Annotated in this window: 21 protein-coding genes; 4 read left to right on the top strand and 17 right to left on the bottom strand. The window is 69.5% G+C overall.

What is annotated here, in order from left to right; genetic code table 11:
- Positions 1-14: 14 nt before the first annotated feature.
- From C6P64_RS03985 to C6P64_RS03935, 11 genes are all read right to left on the bottom strand, one after another.
- Entirely contained in the window at positions 15-476 is a 462-nt protein-coding gene (locus C6P64_RS03985) for a sigma-E factor negative regulatory protein (RefSeq protein ID WP_105747296.1), read from the bottom strand.
- A 32-nt stretch (positions 477-508) separates the two neighbouring features.
- Positions 509-1147, bottom strand: a complete 639-nt coding sequence (gene rpoE, locus C6P64_RS03980; RefSeq protein ID WP_105747295.1) for an RNA polymerase sigma factor RpoE — start codon at positions 1145-1147, stop codon at positions 509-511.
- Positions 1148-1204: 57 nt separating this feature from the next.
- Positions 1205-1723, bottom strand: coding sequence for a hypothetical protein (locus tag C6P64_RS03975; protein WP_146115858.1), 519 nt, complete (start codon positions 1721-1723; stop codon positions 1205-1207).
- A 14-nt stretch (positions 1724-1737) separates the two neighbouring features.
- Positions 1738-2982 (bottom strand): beta-ketoacyl-ACP synthase II, encoded by a 1245-nt coding sequence (gene fabF / locus C6P64_RS03970; protein WP_105747293.1) that lies wholly within the window; start codon positions 2980-2982, stop codon positions 1738-1740.
- 6 nt (positions 2983-2988) lie between these two features.
- Positions 2989-3225 carry an acyl carrier protein gene (gene acpP, locus C6P64_RS03965; RefSeq protein ID WP_105747292.1) on the bottom strand — a complete coding sequence of 79 codons (237 nt, stop codon included), beginning with the start codon at positions 3223-3225 and terminating at the stop codon, positions 2989-2991.
- Positions 3226-3368: 143 nt separating this feature from the next.
- Entirely contained in the window at positions 3369-4118 is a 750-nt protein-coding gene (fabG, locus tag C6P64_RS03960; protein ID WP_105747291.1) for a 3-oxoacyl-ACP reductase FabG, read from the bottom strand.
- A gap of 10 nt (positions 4119-4128) precedes the next feature.
- Positions 4129-5079, bottom strand: coding sequence for an ACP S-malonyltransferase (gene fabD / locus C6P64_RS03955; protein WP_105747290.1), 951 nt, complete (start codon positions 5077-5079; stop codon positions 4129-4131).
- Between the two features lie 31 nt (positions 5080-5110).
- The gene (locus C6P64_RS03950) at positions 5111-6130 is read right to left on the bottom strand and encodes a beta-ketoacyl-ACP synthase III (RefSeq protein ID WP_105747289.1); all 1020 of its coding nucleotides are present in this window, start codon (positions 6128-6130) and stop codon (positions 5111-5113) included.
- Positions 6131-6171: 41 nt separating this feature from the next.
- Positions 6172-7227 carry a phosphate acyltransferase PlsX gene (gene plsX / locus C6P64_RS03945; RefSeq protein ID WP_105747288.1) on the bottom strand — a complete coding sequence of 352 codons (1056 nt, stop codon included), beginning with the start codon at positions 7225-7227 and terminating at the stop codon, positions 6172-6174.
- A 103-nt stretch (positions 7228-7330) separates the two neighbouring features.
- A complete protein-coding gene (gene rpmF / locus C6P64_RS03940) occupies positions 7331-7513 on the bottom strand; it encodes a 50S ribosomal protein L32 (RefSeq protein ID WP_105728868.1) in 183 nt (60 codons plus the stop codon).
- Positions 7514-7624: 111 nt separating this feature from the next.
- The gene (locus tag C6P64_RS03935; protein ID WP_105747421.1) at positions 7625-8191 is read right to left on the bottom strand and encodes a YceD family protein; all 567 of its coding nucleotides are present in this window, start codon (positions 8189-8191) and stop codon (positions 7625-7627) included.
- Positions 8192-8272: 81 nt separating this feature from the next.
- Between C6P64_RS03935 and pdxH the strand changes: the two genes are divergently transcribed.
- Positions 8273-8905, top strand: coding sequence for a pyridoxamine 5'-phosphate oxidase (gene pdxH, locus C6P64_RS03930; RefSeq protein WP_105747287.1), 633 nt, complete (start codon positions 8273-8275; stop codon positions 8903-8905).
- A gap of 83 nt (positions 8906-8988) precedes the next feature.
- On the opposite strand, the gene folK is transcribed toward pdxH, so the two are convergent.
- From folK to hda, 4 genes are read right to left on the bottom strand one after another with little or no spacing between them, the layout of a single operon-like run.
- Positions 8989-9453, bottom strand: a complete 465-nt coding sequence (folK, locus tag C6P64_RS03925) for a 2-amino-4-hydroxy-6-hydroxymethyldihydropteridine diphosphokinase (RefSeq protein WP_105747286.1) — start codon at positions 9451-9453, stop codon at positions 8989-8991.
- Entirely contained in the window at positions 9450-11081 is a 1632-nt protein-coding gene (gene pcnB / locus C6P64_RS03920) for a polynucleotide adenylyltransferase PcnB (protein WP_105747285.1), read from the bottom strand. The genes folK and pcnB overlap by 4 nt, the downstream gene beginning before the upstream one ends.
- On the bottom strand, positions 11078-11752 hold the full coding sequence (locus C6P64_RS03915; RefSeq protein ID WP_105747420.1) for a histidinol-phosphatase: 675 nt from the start codon (positions 11750-11752) through the stop codon (positions 11078-11080). The genes pcnB and C6P64_RS03915 overlap by 4 nt, the downstream gene beginning before the upstream one ends.
- 26 nt (positions 11753-11778) lie before the next feature.
- On the bottom strand, positions 11779-12465 hold the full coding sequence (gene hda, locus C6P64_RS03910; RefSeq protein ID WP_105747419.1) for a DnaA regulatory inactivator Hda: 687 nt from the start codon (positions 12463-12465) through the stop codon (positions 11779-11781).
- A 185-nt stretch (positions 12466-12650) separates the two neighbouring features.
- On the opposite strand from hda, the gene purM reads away from it, so the two are divergent.
- A complete protein-coding gene (purM, locus tag C6P64_RS03905; RefSeq protein ID WP_105747284.1) occupies positions 12651-13688 on the top strand; it encodes a phosphoribosylformylglycinamidine cyclo-ligase in 1038 nt (345 codons plus the stop codon).
- Between the two features lie 129 nt (positions 13689-13817).
- On the opposite strand, the gene C6P64_RS03900 is transcribed toward purM, so the two are convergent.
- On the bottom strand, positions 13818-14669 hold the full coding sequence (locus tag C6P64_RS03900; RefSeq protein WP_105747283.1) for a SirB1 family protein: 852 nt from the start codon (positions 14667-14669) through the stop codon (positions 13818-13820).
- Between the two features lie 3 nt (positions 14670-14672).
- On the bottom strand, positions 14673-16232 hold the full coding sequence (murJ, locus tag C6P64_RS03895; protein WP_105747282.1) for a murein biosynthesis integral membrane protein MurJ: 1560 nt from the start codon (positions 16230-16232) through the stop codon (positions 14673-14675).
- Positions 16233-16345: 113 nt separating this feature from the next.
- Between murJ and C6P64_RS03890 the strand changes: the two genes are divergently transcribed.
- Positions 16346-17203, top strand: coding sequence for a 3',5'-nucleoside bisphosphate phosphatase (locus tag C6P64_RS03890; protein WP_105747281.1), 858 nt, complete (start codon positions 16346-16348; stop codon positions 17201-17203).
- Positions 17200-18072, top strand: coding sequence for a DMT family transporter (locus tag C6P64_RS03885; RefSeq protein WP_105747280.1), 873 nt, complete (start codon positions 17200-17202; stop codon positions 18070-18072). The genes C6P64_RS03890 and C6P64_RS03885 overlap by 4 nt, the downstream gene beginning before the upstream one ends.
- Positions 18073-18080 lie beyond the last annotated feature (8 nt).

The raw sequence follows: 18080 nt of genomic DNA, 5'->3' as shown, positions 1-18080 counted from the left end.
GGCGCGCGCGGGCTTCATCGGGTCGCCGGCTGCGCCTTGGCCAGTTCGGGACCGGCCGCCGCCTCGTGGTCGAGCAGCTGCCAACCGAAGGCGGCGGCGGCCGCGCAGGCGGCCAGGCCCGCGACCCATTTCCAGCGCCAGTGCTCGTCGTTGGCGGCGGCGCGCGCCCTGACCTGCGGCGGCATCTCGGCGACCTCGGCGGCGCCGGGCAGGGCTTCGCTGGCCAGGCGGGCCATCACGGCCGCGGCAAAGTCGGCCGAGGGCGGGCGCAGGTCGTCGCCGGCCTGCTGGCGCAGGGCGGCACCGACCGCCTGGAAGCAAGCCCAGTCGGCGCCCAGCGCCTGGCGCTGCGGGCCGGCACGCAGCAGGGCGGCCAGCTCCTCGGGCCGGCATTCGCCGTCGACCAGGGCGGACAGGGACTCGCGCCCCTCGGCAGGCGATGCCGGCAGGGCATCGGGGTTCTGTGGCGAATTCATAGGTGGCACAAATGGAAAACGGGCAGCGGGCCTCACCAGCGCTTGCCGCCCTGGCGCTCCAGCAGGGGTTTGATACGGACCGAGATCGCCTCGCGGGCACGGAAAATGCGCGACCTGACGGTGCCGATCGGACAGGCGAGCTGCTGCGCGATCGCGTCGTAGCTCAAGCCCTCGATCTCGCGCAGCGCGATGGCCTGGGACAGTTCGGGCGGCAATGCCTCCATCGCGGCATTGACCGCCTGGGCGATTTCCTTGCTCGCGAGCAGGGCCTCCGGGGTGGCGTCATCGGTCGCCTGCAGCATTAGTTCATGCATGGCGCCGGAAGTTTCATCGTCGGCACCGGATTCGAGCGCGCTCAGGCTGAGCACCGGGTCGCGGCTGAGCTCGGCGAGCTGCCGCTTGGCGGTATTGACCGCGATCCGGTACAGCCAGGTGTAGAAGGCCGACTCGCCGCGGAAGCGGGCCAGGGCGCGGTAGGCGCGGATGAAGGTTTCCTGCGCAAGGTCCTCGACCAGGCCGGGGTCGCGCACCAGGCGTCCGATCAGGCGCTCGACCCGGCGCTGGTACTTGAGCACGAGCAGCTCGAAAGCCCGCATCTCGCCGGCCAGCGTGCGCTGCACCAGCAGCCAGTCGCTGTGGGCGGAAGAAGTGTTGGACGGACCCGGAACCATTGGACCGACTCTATCCGTCCCGCCGCCTGGCTGCAAGCCGGATCGGGGCCGGGCCGCTCATGTCCCCTGCCCCGCGGCGCGTCGTCCCGCCTCGCGCCAGGCCACCAGCGCGACGCGCAGGGCCTGCCAGTCGGCGGGCGCGCTGTCGCGCTCGAGCCAGACCCACCAGCCCAGGCCGGCGGCATTGTCCAGCCGCAGCAGCACCCGGTCCTGCAGGTCGAGCGCCCAGTGCAGACCGGCGAGCTCGGTGCCATGGCGATAGGCCGCGCTGCGCCAGGTCCAGCGCCCCGGCCGGCCGGCCTGGCCTGGCAGCGGCGCTGCATCGGCGCCCGGCGGCGGCACCGGCTCCCAGCACAACCGGCCAGCGAACGGCTGGTGCGAGCGCCAGCGCGTCACCACCCAGAGCAACAGCCCGAGCAGGGCCGAGAACCACCAGGCGCCGGGCAGCGCTCCGCCCTTGAGCGAGAGCCACCAGGCCAGCTGCATGGCCAGCCAGGCCAGCAGCAGCAAGCCTTCGAGCCGGCCCTGGAAAGCAGAACGCCCCGCCGGGTATTCCACCGAAGGGGCGCTGTGCATGGCTCAGGGCGGGGTCAGACGCGCTTGAACACCAGGGAACCGTTGGTGCCGCCGAAGCCGAAGTTGTTCTTCAGCGCGTAGTCGATCTTCATCTCGCGCGCCTGGTTGGCGCAGTAGTCCAGGTCGCACTCGGGGTCCTGGTTGAAGATGTTCATGGTCGGCGGGCTGATCTGGTGGTGCAGCGCGAGCACCGTGAAGATGCTCTCGATGCCGCCCGCGCCACCCAGCAGGTGGCCCGTCATGGACTTGGTCGAGTTCACGACGATCTTGTGCGCATGGTCACCCAGCGCGGCCTTGATCGCCTTGGTCTCGTTGATGTCGCCCAGCGGGGTCGAGGTGCCGTGCGCGTTCAGGTAGTCGATCTGGTCGGCATTGACGCCGGCATTGCGCAGCGCATTGAGCATGGCGCGACGCGGGCCGTCCATGCTCGGCGCGGTCATGTGGCCGGCATCGGCGCTCATGCCGTAGCCCAGCAACTCGGCGTAGATCTTGGCACCGCGCGCCTTGGCGTGCTCGTACTCCTCGAGCACCATCACGCCAGCGCCCTCGCCGAGCACGAAGCCGTCGCGGTCCTTGTCCCAGGGACGGGATGCGGTCTTGGGATCATCGTTGCGCGTCGAGAGCGCACGCATGGCCGCGAAGCCGCCCACGCCCAGCGGCGAGACGGTGGCTTCGGAGCCACCGGCGACGACCACGTCGGCGTCGCCGTATTCGATCATGCGGCCGGCCTCGCCGATGCAATGCAGGCCGGTGGTGCAGGCGGTGACGACAGCGAGGTTCGGCCCCTTGAAGCCAAAGCGCATCGACACATGGCCGGCAATCATGTTGATGATCGAGGCCGGGACGAAGAACGGCGAGATGCGGCGCGGGCCGCGGCTCACCAGTTCGTCCCGGGTGTTCTCGATCAGGGGCAAGCCGCCGATGCCCGAGCCGATCACGCAGCCGATGCGCGTGGCCTCCTCTTCACCCAGCGCCTCGCCTGTCGGCAGGCCGGCATCGGCCACGGCCTGGGCGGCCGCGGCAATGCCGTAGTGGATGAAGCTGTCCATGGTCCGCGCTTCCTTGGCGCTGATGTAGGACTCCAGGTCAAAGCCCTTGACCTCACCTGCGATCTTGCAGGCGAAGTTGCTGGCATCGAACTTGGTGATCAGGTCGATGCCGGACTGACCAGCGAGCAGGTTGGCCCAGGAAGCCTCTACCGTGTTGCCCACGGGAGAGAGGCAGCCCAGACCGGTCACGACGACACGGCGGCGGCTCATGGATGCTTACTTCTGGTTGGCGACTGCGTAGTCGATGGCGTTTTGCACCGTGGTGATCTTCTCGGCGTCTTCGTCCGGGATTTCGATGCCGAAGGCATCTTCCAGGGCCATCACCAGCTCCACGGTGTCGAGGGAGTCAGCGCCCAGATCGGCCACGAAGGACTTCTCGTTGGTCACCTGGGACTCTTCCACGCCGAGTTGTTCGGCAATGATTTTCTTCACGCGTGCTTCGATATCGCTCATATTTCCCTCTGAGGGTGGTTGAAAACTGTGCCGCCATTCTAGCCGGGCCGGCGTCGGCAGTTCTGCCTAAGCGGGGCCGGTCCGGCCCGGCCCCTGGCGGCTAGCCGGGGCCGATGTTATCCGATTCGCGAGTCGGACCCCGATCAGGCCATGAACATGCCGCCGTTGACATGCAGCTCCTGGCCCGTCACATAGCCCGCGCGCGGGCTGGCGAGGAAGGCCACGGCATGCGCGATCTCGGCCGGCTTGCCCAGGCGTCCGAGCGGAATCTGGCCCAGCAAGGCCTGCTGCTGCGCCTCGGGCAGCGAGCCGGTCATGTCGGTCTCGATGAAGCCGGGTGCGACGCAGTTGACGGTGATGTGGCGGCTGCCGAGCTCGCGTGCCAGCGCGCGCGTCATGCCGGCGACGCCGGCCTTGGCGGCCGCGTAGTTGGCCTGGCCCGGGTTGCCGGAGGCACCCACCACGCTGGTGATGCTGATGATGCGGCCGTAGCGCTGCTTCATCATCGGCTTGATGACGGCGCGGCTCATGCGGAACACGGCCTTGAGGTTGGTGTCGAGCACCGCATCCCAGTCCTCGTCCTTCAGGCGCATCGCGAGCATGTCGCGCGTGATGCCGGCGTTGTTGACCAGCACCTGCAGCCCGCCCTGCTCCTTGACGATGGCGTCGATCAGGGCTTCGCCGGCGGCGGCGTCGTTGACGTCGAGCTTGGCGCCACGGCAGCCGGCAAAAACCGACAGGGTGGCGCCGATCTTGGCTGCGCCCTCGTCCGAGGTGGCGGTGCCAATGACCTGGTAGCCCTGGCGGGCCAGTTCGAGCGCGATCGCCGCGCCGATGCCGCGCGAGGCGCCGGTGACCAGGGCAACCTGGGCGGGGGTTTGGTTGTCAGACATGGGGATTCCTTCAGGCCAGCAAGGCCTTGACTTCGGCCAGCGTGGCCGGGTCGTTGATGGCGGCGGCCACCAGCTCGGCATCGATGCGCTTGACCATGCCGGTCAGCGCCTTGCCGGGGCCGCATTCGATGATGTGGCCGATGCCGCGGGCCTTCAGCGCGCGCACGCTCTCGACCCAGCGCACCGGGCCGAAGGCCTGGCGATACAGCGCGTCGCGGATGCGCTCCACCTCAGTCTCGACCGCGACATCGATGTTGTTGAGCACCGGGATCTGCGGGACGGCGAAGACGGTATCGGCCAGCTTTTCCTTCAGACGCTCGGCCGCCGGCTTCATCAGGCTGGAGTGGAACGGCGCCGAGACCGGCAGCGGCAGCGCGCGCTTGGCGCCCTTGGCCTTCAGCACCTCGCAGGCCTTCTCGACCGCGGCCTTGCTGCCGGCGATCACGGTCTGCGCGGCATCGTTGAAGTTGACGGCCTCGACCACTTCGCCGCTGTCGGCGGCGAACAGCGCCTGCGCCTCGGCGCAGCCGACCTTGACGCCCTCGGGGTCCAGCCCCAGGATAGCCGCCATGGCGCCGGCACCGACCGGCACCGCGTCCTGCATCGCCTGGGCGCGGAAGCGCACCAGCGGCGCGGCCTGGGCCAGGGTCAGCGAGCCGGCGGCGACCAGCGCCGAGTACTCGCCGAGCGAATGGCCGGCGACCGCGGCCGGCAGCGCGCCGCCCTCGGCCAGCCAGATGCGCCAGGCGGCGACGGCACCGACCAGCATCACCGGCTGGGTGTTGGTGGTCAGCGCGAGCGCTTCCTTGGGGCCTTCGTGGATCAGCCGGCCGATGTCCTCGCCGAGCGCGTCGGAGGCTTCCTTGAGTGTCTCGAGCAGGACCGGGTGATCACCCCAGGCGTCGAGCATGCCGACCGACTGGGAGCCCTGGCCAGGAAAAACGAATGCGAAGTGGCTCATGTTTGCTTTCTGAACTGTCTTGTCTTGGGGATCACAGGCGCAGCAGCACCGCACCCCAGGTAAAGCCGCCGCCCACCCCTTCGAGCATCGCGGTCTGGCCCGGCTGGATGCGGCCGCTGCGCACGCCCTCGTCGAGCGCGAGCGGGATCGAGGCGGCCGAGGTGTTGCCATGCTGGTCCACCGTCACGATCACCTTGTCCATCGACAGCTTGAGCTTGCGCGCCGTGCTCTGGATGATGCGGATGTTGGCCTGGTGCGGCACCAGCCAGTCGACGTCGGGCTCGGTCATGCCGGCCTTGGCCAGCGCGGCCTTGGCGGCGGTCTCGAGCAGGCCGACGGCGAGCTTGAACACTGCCTGGCCGTCCATCTTGAGCAGCGGGTCGCCCAGCACCTGGCCGCCGCTGACCGTGCCCGGCACACACAGGATGCCGGTATGGCGGCCGTCGGCATGGATGTCGCTGGCCAGCACGGCCGGGCCGCTGCCGTCATGCTCGACGGCCTCGAGCACCACGGCGCCGGCGCCGTCGCCGAACAGCACGCAGGTGGTGCGGTCCTTGAAGTCGAGGATGCGCGAGAACACCTCGGCGCCGACCACCAGCGCACGCGTCGCGGCGCCGGTCTGGATCATGGCGTCGGCGATGGTCAGCGCGTAGATGAAGCCGCTGCAGACCGCCTGCACATCGAAGGCGGCACCGCCCGCTGCGCCGGCCTGGCCCTGCGCCACGGCCGACTCAGTCAGCTTGCGCTGCAGGATCGAGGCGGTCGAGGGAAAGACCATGTCGGGCGTGGAGGTCGCGACGATGATCAGGTCGATGTCGCCGATCTGGCAGCCGGCAGCCTCGATCGCCTTCAGGCTGGCCTGCAGGCCGAGGTCGCTGGCATTGACGCCGTCGTCGGCGTAATGGCGGGCGCGGATGCCGGTGCGGTCGACGATCCAGTCGTCGCTGGTCTCGATGCCGCGTTCGGCCAGCAGGCCGACCATGTCGGCGTTCGTCAGTCGGCGCGGCGGCAGGTAGCTGCCGGTACCGGAAATGCGGGAATAGCGTCTCATGTTCGGTCTGGGTTGGTCTGGCCCTGAACGCCAGCTAGGTCTCAGGCTGGGTCGGACGACAAGGCGGCCGCGCTCCTGGCGGCCATCAGCGGCGCTGCATGGGCGATGCGCGCCCGCACGTTGTCGAGCAACTGGTTGTGGGCTGCATCATACGCGCGCGCCAGCGCCTGCTCGAAGGCGAAGGCGTCGGCCGAACCATGGCTCTTGAACACCAGTCCACGCAGGCCAAGCAGCGCCGCGCCGTTGTAGCGCCGGTGATCCACCCGCCTCTTGAACGCGGATAGCACCGGATAGGCCACGATGGCAGCCATTTTCGTCAGGATGTTGCGGCCGAATGCCTGCTTGATCAGGGTGCTGACCATGCTGGCCAGGCCTTCGCTGCTCTTGAGCGCGACGTTGCCGACGAAGCCGTCGCAGACCACCAGGTCGACCACGCCCTTGAAGATGTCGTTGCCCTCGACGTTGCCCTGGAAGTTGAGGTCGCCGTTGGCGGCCGCGGCGCGCAGCAGCACGCCGGTCTGCTTGATGACCTCATTGCCCTTGATCGCTTCCTCGCCGATGTTGAGCAGGCCGACCGTGGGCGACTCCTTGCCGCTGATCGCAACCACCAGGGCCGAGCCCATGACGGCGAACTGCAGCAGGTGCTCGGCGCTGCAGTCGACGTTGGCGCCGAGGTCGAGCATGGTGGTCGCGCCACCAGTGACATTGGGCATCTGGCCCGCGATCGCCGGCCGGTCGATGCCGTCGAGCGTCTTGAGCACGAAGCGTGCGATCGCCATCAGCGCGCCAGTGTTGCCGGCCGAGACGGCGGCCTGGGCGGCACCGTCCTTGACCTGGTTGATCGCGACGCGCATCGACGAGTCGCGCTTGCGCCGCAACGCCACCTCGAGCGGGTCGTCCATCGTGACGACCTCGCTGGCGGGGATGACCTGGACCCGGCTCGGGTCGATGGCAGGCGGCAGCTTGGCCAGGGCCTCGGGCAGGCCGACCAGCAGCAGGCGGGAATTGGGGTGGGAGGCGAGAAAGGCGGCACAGGCCGGCAAGGTGACTGCGGGGCCGAAGTCTCCGCCCATGCAATCGACCGCGATCGTGATCATTCCAGCGTCCTCAAGGTGGCAGCATCAGGATAAAAAAAGCCCGCAGTGAATGCGGGCTTTGCCTCGAACGGATGGTGCGAGGGCAATGGCGCGTCAGCGCCTATCAGGCCTCGGACTTGTTCTTCAGGACCTGACGGCCACGGTAGAAACCGTTCGGGCTGATGTGGTGGCGCAGGTGCACTTCACCGGTGGTAGCTTCGACGGCGATGCCCGGCACGTTCAGGGCATTGTGCGAGCGGTGCATGCCGCGCTTGGAAGGGGACTTTTTGTTTTGCTGGACGGCCATGATCGGCTCCTATCGAAAAATCAAATGGGTGGATGGCTGCACCAGCCCCTTGAAAACAGATTTTCAGGCCAGCGCGAAACCTTGGATTATAGCGACTTGTCAGACCGGCGGTCAATGACCAGTTGTTCGGCCCTTGAGCGCGCTCAGCGCGGCAAAGGGATTGGGCTTCTTTTCCTCGGGCAGATCGGGCAGTTCGCCCGCGCTCATGCGCACCGGCACCGGGCAGACCTCGTGCATAGGCACCAGGGGCAGCGCCAGCAGCAGCTCGTCCTCGACCAGGGCAGCGAGGTCGAAGCGCGGCTCGAAGGCGAGCAGGTCTTCCTCGGCCTCCTCGTCCTCGGCCAGCGCCACGGTCTCGTCGGCGACGAAGCGGAACCAGCGATCGACCTCGACCGGCTGCGCATAGGGCGCAAGGCAGCGCTGGCAGGTCTGCGGCAGCTCGGCGCTGGCCTGCAGGTGCAGCCAGAGCTGGGGTTCGGGCAGCTCGGCGCGGCCGAGGTCGGCGCCCAGTTCGCCCAGGGGCTGGCGCAGTTCGGCCTGCGCGCTCCAGCGCACCGGGCCGACCTCGAGCTCGGGCAGGCCGTCGGCCAGGCGAGCGAAGGCGGACAGCAGGGCCTGGCCGGACAGGGTTTCGGCTTTCTGCGCGCTGGCGCGCAGGTCGAGGGCGGTCGGGGGCATGGCAGCGGTCATGGGCGGCATTCGAGACAAGGAGGATCGATTCTACGGCCGCAGCCGGTCCGGCCTGCCTATACTGGCAGCATGAAAATAGCCGACATCCGCAAGAGCTACGAGCGCGCCGAGCTCAACGAACACGCCTCGCACGCCGATCCCATGCTGCAGTTCGACCAGTGGCTGAACGAGGCGATCAAGGGCGAGATCCCCGAACCGAATGCGATGACGGTCGCGACCGTCGGCAGCGACCTGCGCCCGAGCACGCGGGTGGTGCTGATCAAGGGCTACGACGAGCGCGGCATCGTCTGGTACACCAACTACGACAGCCGCAAGGGCCGCGAACTGGCCGGCAACCCGTTTGCCGCGCTGCAGTTCCACTGGGTCGAGCTCGAGCGCGTGGTGCGCATCGAGGGCCGGGTCGAGCGCGTCAGCGCCGAGGAAAGCGATGCCTATTTCCACAGTCGCCCGCTCGACAGCCGGATCGGTGCCTGGGCCAGCCCGCAAAGCCAGGTGATCCCGGGCCGCACCCTGCTGGTGACCAACGCCGCCAAGTACGGTGCGCAGTTCCTGCTCAATCCGCCGCGGCCGCCGCACTGGGGCGGCTTCCGTCTGGTGCCGGACTGCTGGGAGTTCTGGCAGGGCCGCAAGAGCCGTCTGCACGACCGGCTGCGCTACACCCAGCAGGCCGACGGCTGGCTGCGCGAGCGGCTGGCGCCCTGAGCGGGGGCCGCCTACGCCAGAACGCGCCGGCCCCGGCCCCGGACCCGGACCCGGGGCCGCCCAAGAGCGGCCAGTCCAGCGGATCAGAGCCGCTCGATGACCTGACCGGCGACCGCCTGCAGCTCGGCGGCGCTCACGAGGGCCGGCGCGATCTCGGCCAGCGGCAGCAGCACGAAGGCGCGCTCGCGCAGGCGCGGGTGCGGCACGATCAGCTCCGGGCTGTCGATGATGGCGTCGCCGTACAAGAGCAGGTCGAGGTCGAGCGTGCGCGGCGCGTTGCGGTAGGGCCGCTCGCGTCCGGCCTGCAACTCGAGCGCCTGCAAGGCGTGCAGCAGTTCATGCGCACCGAGCACGGTCTCGATCGCCGCCACCGCATTGATGAAGTCGGGGCCGCTGGCCTCCCAGGGCGCGCTGCGGTAGAGCGCCGACGCCCGCAGCAGCCGGGTCTGCGGCAGGCGATCGAGCGCCGCGATCGCGTCGCGCACCGTAGCGCGCGCATCGCCCAGGTTGGCGCCCAAGGCGACATGGGCCAGCACGGGCTGACTCATGGCTGCGGACCGGAGTCGTCGCCCGCCGCACCAGCGGCGCCGCTGGCACCGCTGCTGGGCTTGCGACGACGGCGGCGCTTCTTGGCCGGCGGCGCGGCCTCGCCCGACTCGGGCTCGACCGGCGACTGCTGGCTCGCGGCGCCGTCTTCCAGCGCTCCACCGGAAGACGGCAGGGCGCGGCTTTCGGCCGGCTGGCGGAACACGCGTCCGCCCTGCCCGCCTTGGGTCTCGCCGGTCTTGGCGCGCGGCTTGGACTTGGCGCGCTGCTGCTCGAGGCGGATCGCGTCGACCATGTCGTAGCGCACCGCGTCGCTGGCGGTGCTGAAGGTCTCCCACCAGTGCGCCAGCTCCTCGGGCAGTTCGCCGACCTGGGCGCGCAGGCGCAGGAAGTCGAAGCCGGCGCGGAAGCGCGGCTGCTCGGCCAGCGAGAACGGCGTGGCCCCGGTGCGCTTGTCGAAGCGCGGCTGCATCAGCCAGATCTCGCGCATGTCGGCGCCGAGCTTGCCGCGTCCCGAGACATCGCCGATGCGCGACTCGAACACCTCGTCGACCGCCTCCTGCAGCGCCGGGAAGGCCGGCAGGCCGGCTTTCTGGCGCTTGTTCCAGCCAGCGCGCACATCGCTCCAGAGCACGCAGGCGAGCAGGAAGCTCGGTGCAACCGGCTTGCCCTCGCCGACGCGGCGGTCGGTGTCCTGCAGCGCCGAGCGCACGAAGGGATCATCGGCGCGCTCGACCACCAGGTCGAGCAGCGGATAGATGCCGCGCGCCAGGCCGTTGGCCTTGAGCGACTCGACGCTGGCCAGCGCATGGCCGGTCTGCAGCAGCTTGAGCATCTCGTCGAACAGCCGGCTCTGCGGCACGTCGGCCAGCAGGCCGACCGAAGGCGCGATGGCGGCGCGGGTCTTGGCCTCGAACTGGAAGCCGAGCCCGCTCAATTTCGCCGCGAAGCGCACCGCGCGGATGATGCGTACCGGGTCCTCGCGGTAGCGCGCCGCCGGGTCACCGATCATGCGCAGCACGCGCTTGTTGGCGTCGCGGATGCCGTGGTGGAAGTCGACCACGGTCTCGGTCTCGGGGTCGTAGTACATCGCGTTGATCGTGAAGTCGCGCCGCGCGGCGTCCTGCTCGATCGGGCCCCAGACGTTGTCGCGCAGCACCCGGCCACTGGCATCGACCGCGTGCTTGACGCTGGCGAGCTGGTGCTTGCTGGTGCGCTCGTTGCCGCTGATCTGCTCGGCATCGGCGCTGTCGAGATGGGCGCGCAGGGTCGAGACCTCGATCACCTCGTGCTCGCGGCCGCGGCCATAGACCACGTGCACGATGCGGAAGCGCCGCCCGATGATGAAGGCGCGCCGGAACAGGCCCTTGACCTGCTCGGGCGTGGCATTGGTCGCGACGTCGAAGTCCTTGGGCCGCAGGCCCAGCAGCAGGTCGCGCACCGCGCCGCCGACGATATAGGCCTCGTAGCCGGCCTGCTTGAGCGTATGCACCACGTCGAGTGCGCGGCCATCGACCAGCGAGGGGTCGATGCCATGCACAGCAGCCGGCACATCCTCGCGCTTGCCAAATTTGGGGCCCTTGCGCGGGGCGCTCTTGCCCAGCAGCTTGTCGATGAAGGTCTTGATCATGCGGATTCGGGGAACAGGTCCAGGATGCGCCAGCCGCGCTGCTGCGCGATCTGGCGCAGGGCAGCGCCAGGATTGGTGGCGACGGGATGGTGCGCGCGCTCGAGCAGCGGCAGGTCGTTGGTCGAGTCGGAATAGAAGGTCATGTCGCAGTCGTCCCAGTCCAGGCCGCGCGCGGCCAGCCACTGCTGCAGGCGCTCGACCTTGCCCTCGCGGAACGATGGCGTGCCGCGGATCTCGCCGCTGTACCAGCCATCCGTGCCGCGCTCGAGCTCGATCGCGATCAGCTCGTCAACGCCGAAGGCCTGCGCGATCGGTCGCGTGACGAACTCGTTGGTCGCGGTGATGATCACGACCTGCTCGCCGGCGTCGCGGTGGCGCTGCACCAGCTCGAGCGCCTGCGGCTGCAGGTTGGGGCCGATCACCTCGGCCATGAAGCGCGCATGGGCCTCGGCCGCCTCGGCCGGGCTGTGGCGGCGCACCGCCTCGATCGCGAAGCGCACATAGTCGTGCACGTCGAGCGTGCCGGCCTGGTAATGGGCGAAGAACTCGTCGTTGCGGCGGCTGAACTCGACCGGATCGGTCCAGCCGATGCGGGTGGTGAACTGGCCCCACGAGTAGTCCGAGTCGATCGGCAGCAGCGTGTGGTCCAGGTCGAAGAGGGCCAGTTTCATGGCGGGCAGGTCTTTGTCGGTCGGCCTCACTCGTTTTCGAGCATGGCCTTGATCAGGGGAATGGTGATGGCGCGCTGGGTGCGCAGGGCATAGCCGTCCAGCGTCTCGAGCAGCAGCATCAGGCTGCTGAGGTCGCGCGAGAAACGGTTGAGCATGAAGTCCATCACCTCGTCGCTCAGGAACACGCCGCGCAGGTCGGCGGCGCGGCGCAGGACGGCGCGGCGTTCGGCGTCGTCCAGAGGCAGCAATTGGAACACATCGCCCCAGGCCAGGCGGCTGCGCAGGTCCTCGCGCAGCGGCAGGTCGGCCGGCGGGCAGTCGGCAGCCGCCAGCACCCAGCGCGCCGCGCCGCGCCGCGGCGACTGGACGTTGATGAACCAGTTGAAGGCCATCGCCTGCTGCACCTCGGTGTAGAGGTGGCAATCGTCGAAGATCACCGCGCCCCAGGCCTCGTCGAACTCGGGCGGCGCCATCACGTTGGGGTCGATCCAGCCGACTTGCACGCCGCGCTCGCGCAGCGCCGCGCAGGTGGCTTGCAGCAGGTGGCTCTTGCCGCTGCCGGCGCCGCCCCAGATGAAGGTCGGCACCGGCGAGCGCATCGGGTTGCGCGACCAGACGCGCAGGTGCTCCAGCAGGCCGGCATTGCGCCCGGCAACGAAATTATCCAGGGAGGGCACGGGCGCCAGGCCCATGTCCAACACGAGTTGCCGCATGGTCATGGCGTCAGTGAGGGTTGGCGGTCGGCGACCGCAAGCAGGCAAAACCGGCGGAAAAATACCGCCGCCAGCGACAGCCAGGCCGCAAAACGGACTCGACTGAAGCTCAGTTGCATGGGAACTTGTGGATGGACATGGCGGCTCGGCCGTAAAATCTCGCAAATTCTATCGGGCTTACCCACATGACAACGACTCCTATCTCCTATAAAGACGCCGGCGTGGACATCGTCGCGGGCGACGCACTGGTCGAGCGCATCAAGCCGCTGGCCAAGAAGACCATGCGCGAAGGCGTGCTGGCCGGCATCGGCGGCTTCGGCGCGCTGTTCGAAGTGCCCAAGCGCTACCAGGAGCCGGTGCTGGTGTCCGGTACCGATGGCGTCGGCACCAAGCTCAAGCTGGCCTTCGAGTGGAACATGCACGACACGGTCGGCATCGACCTGGTCGCGATGAGCGTCAACGACGTGCTGGTGCAAGGCGCCGAGCCGCTGTTCTTCCTCGACTACTTCGCCTGCGGCAAGCTCGATGTCGATACCGCGGCGGCCGTGGTCGGCGGCATCGCCAAGGGCTGCGAGCTGTCAGGCTGCGCGCTGATCGGCGGCGAGACCGCCGAGATGCCGGGCATGTACCCGGCCGGCGAATACGACCTGGCCGGCTTTGCCGTCGGCGCGGTCGAGAAGTCCAAGATCCTGACCGGCAAGGACGTCAAGCCGGGCGACGTGGTGCTGGGCCTGGGCTCGCACGGCGTGCACTCGAACGGCTTCTCGCTGGTGCGCAAGTGCATCGAGCGCGCCGAAAGCCAGGGCACCGTGCCGGCCACGCTCGACGGCCAGCCGTTCAAGCAAGCCATCATGGCGCCGACCCGCCTCTACGTGAAGAACGTGCTGGCCGCGCTGGCCCAGCATCCGATCAAGGCGCTGGCCCACATCACCGGCGGCGGCCTGCTCGAGAACATCCCGCGCGTGCTGCCCGAAGGCACGGCCGCCCACCTGGTCAAGGGCAGCTGGCCGCAGACCGAGCTGTTCGCCTGGCTGCAGCAGACCGCCGGCATCGACGACATCGAGATGAACCGCACCTTCAACAACGGCATCGGCATGGTGGTGGTGGTTGACGCCGAGGCGGCTGCCGCGACGGCCGCGACCCTGCGCGAGCTGGGCGAGAGCGTCTACGAGATCGGCCGCATCGCCGAACAGGGCGCTGGCGAACAGGTCGTGGTGGCCTGATGAATCGCCCGGGGCCGGCGGCTGGCGACTGATCCAGCCCCCTGCCCGGTTGACGAAAGACGGGACCCGCCGGGGTCCCGTTTTCTTTGCTGCCTGCCGAAGAGAGAGGGCCTGGCTGGACCCCGCCGCCTAGACCCCGCCGCCGCGCAACTGCGCCAGCCGCTGCGCGATCAGGTCGTGGTCGGGCGCATCCTCGGCATGCTGCAGATAGATTTCGAGATCGGCCCTGGCCTCGTCGAGGCGACCCAGGTCGGCCAGCGCCAACCCACGATCGCGCCGCTCGCTCCAGTCACCGGGCAGCAGGATCACCAGCCGCTCGAGCACCTGCAGCAGGCGCGGCCAGTCGGCGGCCTGGCGCTGGATGTCCTTCAGGTTGCGCAGCACGCGCGCCAGGATCTGACGCTCTGGCGCCGGCTGCAGATAGAGCTCGACCGGCGGCTCGAATTCGTCGACCAGGCCATGGCGGCGCCGGAACGGCTCGAGCCGCTCGGACAGGTCCTCGCGGCTCAGCGACTGGCCGGTGAAGGGATCGATCAGGACCTGGCCCTGGGCCAGGCTGACCTTGACCAGGAAATGGCCCGGGAAGTTGATCCCGCGCGCCGACAGGCCCAGGCCCTGCGCGAGCTCGAGCCACAGCACCCCGAGCGTGATCGGGATGCCGCGCCGGCGCTCGAGCACCCGGTTCAGGTAGCTGTTGTCGGGGTCGTAGTAATGGTTGACGTTGCCGCCGAAGGCCAGGTCGCCGAAGAAGAAGCGGTTCAGGCGGTGCAGCCGCTCGAGCGGCCCGGCATCGGCCGGCAGGCGGCGCTGCAGCCGCAGCAGCATCTGGTCGACCTGAGCCAGCAGCTGCTGGAGGTCGAGCTCGGGGTACTCGTCCTGCGCGACCGCGGCGGTCGCCTCGAGCAGCGGAAAGCCCGGGTCCTCGCGCACCAGGGCGGCGAAATAGCCGAGCGGGGTCGGGAGCTCAAAGGTCGGCAGCATGGTTCACCGGCGCACGAACTGGCGCAGCTTGAGACCGGTCGCCAGCAGGACGCCAAAATACAGCAGGGCCGCGCCGAGGACCGCGAGCGCCAGCCACAGCACCCGCTCGGCCTTGCCCAGCGCCAACCAGTCGAGCGCGCCCGCGGCCCAAACCAGGTACAGCGCGAGCAAGGCACTGGCCGCCGCGACCTGCAGCAGGAAGCGACGCCAGCCCGGCAGCGGCTGGTAGGCGCCGCGCCGGCGCAGCCCGACCAGCAGCCAGCCGGCATTGAGCAGCGCACCGAGGCCGATCGACAGCGCGAGCCCGGCATGGGCCAGGAAAGGCACCAGCAACAGGTTGAACAGCTGGGTGCAGACCAGCACGATCACCGCGATCCGGACCGGGGTGCGGATGTCCTGGCTGGCATAGAAGCCCGGCGCCAGCACCTTGAGCGCGATCAGCCCGAGCAGGCCGACGCCGTAGCCGGTCAGCGCGAGCTGGGTCTGCTGCACGTCGACGGCCTGGAAGGCACCGTAGTGGTAGAGCGCCGCGACCAGCGGCTGGCCGAAGGCGAGCAAGGCGACCGCGCAGGGCAGCGCCAGCAGCACGACCCAGCGCAGGCCCCAGTCGAGCAGGCCGCTGTAGCGCGCATCGTCACCCGAGGCGCGGGCCGCCGACAGCTGGGGCAGCAGCACCACGCCCAGAGCCACGCCCAGCATCGCGGTCGGGAACTCCATCAGGCGGTCGGCATAGGTCAGCCAACTCACGCTGCCCGACTGCAGGTGGGAGGCGATCTGGGTATTGATCAGCAGCGAGATCTGCGCCACGCCCACGCCCAGCAGCGCCGGTGCCATCAGCGCCAGGATGCGGCGCGTGCCCGGATGGGCCCAGGCCGCGCGCAAGCCGCCCAGGCTCAGGCGCAGGTGGGGCAGCAGGCCCAGCTTCTTCAGGGCGGGCAGCTGCACGCCGAGCTGCAGCATGCCGCCGCCCAGCACGCCGGCGGCCAGCGCGAAGATGGGCTCGATGCCCAGGCGACCGAACCAGGGTGCGCCCCAGGCCGCCGCCGCGATCATCGACAGGTTCAGCAGCACCGGCGTCGCGGCTGGCACCGCGAAGCGCTTCCAGGTATTCAGGATGCCGGCGGCCAGCGCCACGCCCGACATGAAGCCGATGTAGGGGAACATCCAGCGCGTCAGCACCACCGCGACGTCGAAGCCATGCGGGTCCTGCTGCAGGCCCGAGGCCATCAGCCAGACCAGCACCGGCGCCGCCGCCACGCCCAGGATGCAGGTCAAGGTCAGCGCGACGGCCAGCAGGGTCGCGACCTGGTCGATCAGCTGGCGCGTCGCGTCATCGCCGTCCTTGGCCCGGCTGGCGGCCAGCACCGGCACGAAGGCCTGGCTGAAAGCGCCCTCGGCGAACAGCCGGCGCAGCAGGTTGGGGATGCGGAAGGCGACGTTGAAGGCGTCGGTCAGCGCGCTGGCGCCGAAGCTCGAGGCGATCAGCAACTCCCGCGCCAGGCCCGTGATGCGCGAGGCCAGGGTCAGCAGGGAAACGAGTGAGGCGGATTTGAACAGTGACACGCCCGCGAGTGTAGCCGCCGCCCGCCGCAAGGAACGCTGACTGGTCCGGCGGCCCGACTGGGCATCGCGGCGGCGGTCCGGCCGATGTTGCCGTGCCGCACTAAAATGGTTCGGTGACTATCCTCAATGCCGACCTGCACTGCCACTCCACCGTTTCCGACGGCACGCTGGAGCCCGAAATCCTGGCCGAACGCGCCAAGACCCGCGGGGTCGAGCTCTGGTCCCTGACCGACCATGACGAGGTCGGCGGCCAGCAGCGTGCACTGGCGGCCGCGCGCGAGCTGGGCCTGCCCTACCTGACGGGAGTCGAGATCTCGGTCACCTTCTGCAACCTCACGGTGCACATCATCGGACTGGGCTTCGACCCCGGGGACGAGGCGCTGGTGCGCGGGCTGGAACGCACGCGCGGCGGCCGCGGCGAACGGGCGCAGGAAATGGGCGCCGAACTCGCCAAGGTCGGCATCGCGGGTGCCTACGAGGGCGCGCTCAAGTACGCCGGCAACCCCGAGCTGATCTCGCGCACCCATTTCGCGCGCTTCCTGGTCGAGACCGGGGTCTGCCGCGACAACAACGAGGTGTTCCGCAAATACCTGGCCGACGGCAAGCCCGGCTTCGTGCCGCACCGCTGGGCCGCGCTGGGCGACGCGGTGCGCTGGATCCGCGAGGCCGGCGGCGTCGCCGTGATCGCGCACCCGGCGCGCTACGACCAGAGCCCGACCCAGGAATACGCGCTGTTCTGCGAATTCAAGGCCCATGGCGGCCAGGGCGTCGAAGTGGTCTGCGGCAGCCATGCGGCGAGCGAATACCCCAAGTACGCCGATCTCGCGCTCGAGTTCGGCCTGGCCGCCTCGCGCGGCAGCGACTTCCACTGCCCGGACGAGAGCCGGATCGACCTCGGCGAGCTGCCGCTGCTCGAAGGCCGGCTGACCCCGGTCTGGGAGCTGCTGGCCGACCGCATCCAGGCCGCATGAGCACCGCCCGACCGCTGCAGGGCATCGTCCTGCTGCTGCTGGCCGTGGCCTGCTTCGCCACGCTCGACGCCTCGGCCAAGTACCTGAGCCTGGGCATCTCGGTGCTGACGGTGATCTGGTTCCGCTACCTGTTCCAAGCCCTGGCCATGAGCGCGGTGGTGCTGCCCACGCGCGGCTGGCGCTCGCTGCAGACCGCCCATCCCTACTTGCACCTGCTGCGCGCGGCGCTGCTGCTGAGCACCAGCATGCTGGGCTTCTTCAGCGTCAAGTACATGCCGGTCGGCGAATTCACCGCCATCATCATGCTGACGCCGATGGTGACGACCTTGCTCGCCGCGACCTTCCTGCAGGAGAAGGTCAGCGCGCTGCGCTGGCTGCTGGTCGCGGGCGGCTTCTGCGGCGCGCTGCTGGTGGCACAGCCGGGCGGCGCCAGCTCGGGCTGGGTCCTGCTGCTGCCGCTGGGCTGCACGCTCGCGAACTCGCTCTACCAGATCCTGACCAGCCGCATGGCGCGCACCGAGCACGCGATGACGCTGAACTTCTATTCCGGCTGGGGCGGCGCGCTGGTGCTGACGGCAGCGCTGCCCTGGATCTGGCAGACGCCGGCCGACGGCCAGACCTGGGCCCTGCTCTGCCTGACGGGCGCGACCGGCACGCTGGGCCATTTCGCGCTCGGCGCGGCCTTCGGTCGTGCGCCGGCCGCCACGCTGGCGCCCTATCTCTACGCCCAGATCGGCTTCGCGATGCTGGCCGGCTGGCTGGTGTTCGCCCATGTGCCGGGCCGACTCGAGCTCGCCGGCATCGCGCTGATCGCGCTCTGCGGCGCCACGGCGGCCTGGCTGGCAGCGCGGCTGCCGCGGCCAGCCTGATGCGGACC

The sequence above is a fragment of the Malikia granosa genome (genome assembly GCF_002980595.1).
Lineage (GTDB): Bacteria > Pseudomonadota > Gammaproteobacteria > Burkholderiales > Burkholderiaceae_C > Malikia > Malikia granosa.
Note: the sequence above shows the minus strand (reverse complement) of the source record. Positions and strands in the feature narration are given on the sequence as shown.